The sequence below is a fragment of the Nitrococcus sp. genome (genome assembly GCF_059432795.1).
The window spans coordinates 1-3965 of record NZ_JBXWZQ010000058.1 but is presented as its reverse complement, the minus strand read 5'-3'; the positions used below and the strand labels follow the sequence as shown (position 1 = coordinate 3965).

The following is a 3965-nucleotide window of genomic DNA, read 5'->3' as shown; positions in this document are numbered from 1 at the left end:
AATCCTTTTCTGCCGCGCACGCGCGTGGCTTACTTCACGATGGAGATCGCGCTGCGCCCTGAGATACATACCTACTCGGGCGGACTCGGGATCCTGGCCGGCGATACCGCGCGCTCCTGCGCCGATTTGGCATTGCCGGTCGTATTCGTGACCCTCGCCAGCCGGGAAGGCTACCTGCGCCAGGAGATCGGCCGCGATGGGCGGCAGATCGACCATACGGATCCCTGGGAGCTGGAGCGCTGGGCCACCCCGCTCGACGCCCTGGTGGCCGTACGGATCGAAGGGCGTCCGGTATGGGTTCGCCCGTGGCTCTACGTGCTGACTTGCCCGGTAGACCATTCGGTCCCCGTCCTGCTGCTGGACACACGGCTCGAGCACAATGCGCTGCCCGACCGGGCGATCACTGACCGGCTCTACGGCGGCGACGACACCTACCGGCTGAAGCAGGAGATCGTGCTCGGCATCGGCGGCGAGCAGCTGCTGCACGCGCTGGGCTTTAACATAGAGACCTATCACTTGAACGAGGGGCATGCGGCCCTGCTTGCCGCAGCGCTGCTCCGGCGTTACCCGCACCCAAGAAGCGGCTGGCCATATGATGGTTTGCTCCGCTACGACGCAGACCGAGTGCGCGAGCAATGTGTATTTACGACTCACACGCCGGTCGAGGCCGGCCACGACCGTTTTGCCTATGACGATACGGCGCAGCTGCTCGGCGACTTTATGGAGACCGGCCAGCTGAAGCTGATCGGTGGTCAGGACCGACTCAATATGACGCGCCTGGCGCTGAACCTGAGCGGTTACGTCAACGGTGTGGCAATCCGCCATGCCGAGACGGCACGGCAGATGTTTCCCGGCTATAGCATCCGTGCCGTCACCAACGGTGTGCATGTCCCGACCTGGACCCACCCGGCCTTTGGTCGGCTCTTCGAGCGTGTCGCCCCGGACTGGGGGCACGATCCGGAAAAGCTGGTCATCGCCGACCAGCTGTCTGATGCCGCCGTATGGACAGCTCATGCGCAGGCCAAGGGAGATTTGTTGGCCAAGGTCCAGCGGATGACCGGTGTCACCATGCGCCCTGAGCTGCCGGTGATCGCCTTCGCCCGACGCATGACCGGCTACAAGCGCCTTGACCTGCTCTTTACCGACATCGAACGGCTCCGGGCGATCCATCGGGCGCAGCCGTTTCAGCTGGTGATGGCGGGCAAGGCGCACCCGCGAGATCAGGGGGCCAAGACCCTGATACACGAGATCCACTGCCACATCCACCAGCTTCAGGCGGACATCGCCATCGCGTTCCTCCCCGATTACGACATGGCGCTTGCCAAAGTTCTGGTCGCCGGCGCGGACATCTGGCTCAACACCCCGCTGCCACCGCTGGAGGCCTCGGGCACGAGCGGTATGAAGGCGGCGTTAAACGGTGTGCTGAACCTGAGCGTCTTGGATGGCTGGTGGATCGAGGCCTGGATCGAGGGCGTAACCGGCTGGGCCATCGGGCGCGATGGCGACCAGAACGGAAATCACGCTCAGGACCTCTATGCCAAACTCGAGGAAACGATCCTGCCACTCTACTATACCGACCGCGCCCGCTGGATCTGGATGATGAAGGAGACGATCAGCAAGATCGGCCCCCGCTTCAACAGCCAGCGAATGATGCGCCGTTATGCGAGCGAGGCGTATCTTCGGTAGGAGAAGCAGACCATTTGCTCACACTCCCCGCGTACCGTGACCGAGCCTTTTCGAGGAGACTCATGCCCCCATTCACGTCGGCTCCTGGGCGAGCACACCGCTCACCACCTCGGCAATCTCGCTGGTGATGGCTTCCTGGCGTGCGACCCGATACGCGCTGCGCAGGACCAAGAGCTTGGACTCGACGCTGCTACGCGCCGCATCCATCGCGAGAAGACGCGCTCCGTTCTCGCTCACCAGGGTCTCGACGACGGCGTGCACGAGCTCACCGCGCACCCACTCCTGCAGGATAGCGTCGGCCAGCTCGGCCCGCGGCAGGTTCATGAGCGGGTCGCCGTGCACGGTGGGCAGGGTGCGCGGGTTGAGTGGCAGCAGACGACGCTCCACCAGCTCGGCACGCCCGCCACCGGTGTATCGCGGAAATAGCACGTCGGCGCCGTCGCACCGCCTCTCGGCGATCAAGGTGTCGAGCACGGCCGCGAGGCGGCGCGCAATGGACGGGCCCGCCTCGACGTGCGCGCCGAGCGCGAGCCGCTCATAGAGCGCGCGGCCGCGTTGCTCGGCAACGTCGGCACCCCGGTCCCCGACCACGACGACTGCACCCGCATCGGACCGCCCGATCACGCAATCGACGAGCCGCTCGGCGAGCGCCCCCACGAAACCGTGCTCGGGCATGAAAGCAATTAGTGCCGGACGACGGGCCTGGGCAGGCGGTGCGGCCGTCGCAAGGGCCAGCACCTCGGCGAGCGCTGCGGCAATCGTGTCAGCGTAGGTTCGCGTGCCGCCCAGCGCGCCTTGTGCCTCCTGCAGGCGCACAGCTGCCATGGCGCGCATGGCGCCGAAGATCTCGTGCATATCGGAGGCGCTCTCCAGCCGGTGCTGGATATGCTCGAGCGACTCTGTCATCGGTCTTGCTCGGGCGATGCGAGGATCTCGTCGACAAGACCCGAGAGTATTCGTTCGAGCGCGTCGGCGTCCGCGGCCGGGAGCTCCCCGGTACGCTCAATCTGCTCGATGATACGCGCCGCCTCGCGCTCGAGCCGCACCGGGAGGCCAGCCCGGAAGAGCGGCACCTGGGCGGGCTCGAGGCGATCGATGGTGCCGCGGGCGACCGCAAGGAGCTGAGCGATCTGTGCCCCGGGGCGTAGCGGCGCGAGGCGGACCTGATTGAGCAACGCGCGAATGCGTCGGCCGCGCTCGACCGTGTGGCGCATGCGAGTGTCCGCCGTCGTGCCGAAGCGCGTGAACATTTCCAGCTCGAGAAACTGCGCGTACTCAAGGCGTAGCGTTCCGGCGAGCGCGCGCATGGCCGGGACCTGCGTCTTGCCGCCAACCCGGCTCACGCTGCGTCCGACGTCGACGGCCGGCTTGGTGCCTTCCTCGAACAACCGTGCGTCGAGATAGATCTGGCCGTCCGTGATGGAGATGAGGTTCGTGGGCACGTAAGCGCTCAGGTTGCCCGCCTGGGTCTCGGCGATCGGCAGCACCGTCAGCGAACCCCCGCCGCGGGCGACCGAAAGACGCGCGGCGCGTTCAAGCAGACGGGCGTGGAGCCAGAACACGTCACCGGGATACGCCTCGCGCCCCGGTGGCTGGCGCAGGAGCAGCGCGATCTGGCGGTGCACGGCGGCGTGCTTGGTGAGATCGTCGATCACCAGCAGCACGTCCCCGCCCCGGTCACGCACGTGCTCGGCCATGCTCGCGGCCGCATAGGGCGCTATCCACTGCAGCCCCGGTGGAGCCTGCGCCTCGGCCACAATGAAGACGGTGCGATCGAACGGGCCATGCTCGCGCACGGCCTCCACCACCTGTCGCACACTCGAGGATCGCTGGCCAATGGCGACGTACACGCACGCGACGTCGCTCGCCGCCTGCGCGACGATGGCTTCGAGCCCGATCGAAGTCTTGCCCGTCGCGCGGTCGCCGATGATCAGCTCGCGCTGACCCCGTCCGATGGGAAACATGGCATCGATGGCCGCGATGCCGGTATAGAGCGGTTTCACCACGAGATCGCGCTCGGTGATGGCCGGAGCAGCACGCTCGACGGGCAGATAGGCCTCCGCCTCGGGCGGAGGCTCGCCATCGAGCGGCCGGCCGAGAGGATCCAGCACACGCCCGAACAGTGCATCGCCCACCGGTACCCGGGCGAGCGCGCCCGTCGCGTGCACGGTGCCGCCGGCGGCAAGCCCTTGGTGGTCCCCGAGCACGAGGCACCCGATGCGCTCCGGCCCGAGGCTGAGGGCCATGGCGAGCGCGCCGTTGGACATTCGCAGCAGCTC

The 3965-nt window shown here is 67.0% G+C and carries 3 protein-coding genes; 1 reads left to right on the top strand and 2 read right to left on the bottom strand.

The features are described from left to right. A partial coding sequence (gene glgP / locus AC52Q4_RS04835) for an alpha-glucan family phosphorylase (RefSeq protein ID WP_495535675.1) occupies positions 1–1686 on the top strand: 1686 nt, incomplete at its 5' end. 72 nt (positions 1687–1758) lie between these two features. On the opposite strand, the gene AC52Q4_RS04830 is transcribed toward glgP, so the two are convergent. Together AC52Q4_RS04830 and AC52Q4_RS04825 are read right to left on the bottom strand one after the other, a co-directional pair. After that, positions 1759–2592, bottom strand: a complete 834-nt coding sequence (locus tag AC52Q4_RS04830) for a F0F1 ATP synthase subunit gamma (protein WP_495535674.1) — start codon at positions 2590–2592, stop codon at positions 1759–1761. Then, a partial coding sequence (locus AC52Q4_RS04825; RefSeq protein ID WP_495535673.1) for a F0F1 ATP synthase subunit alpha occupies positions 2589–3965 on the bottom strand: 1377 nt, incomplete at its 5' end. The genes AC52Q4_RS04830 and AC52Q4_RS04825, both read right to left, overlap by 4 nt.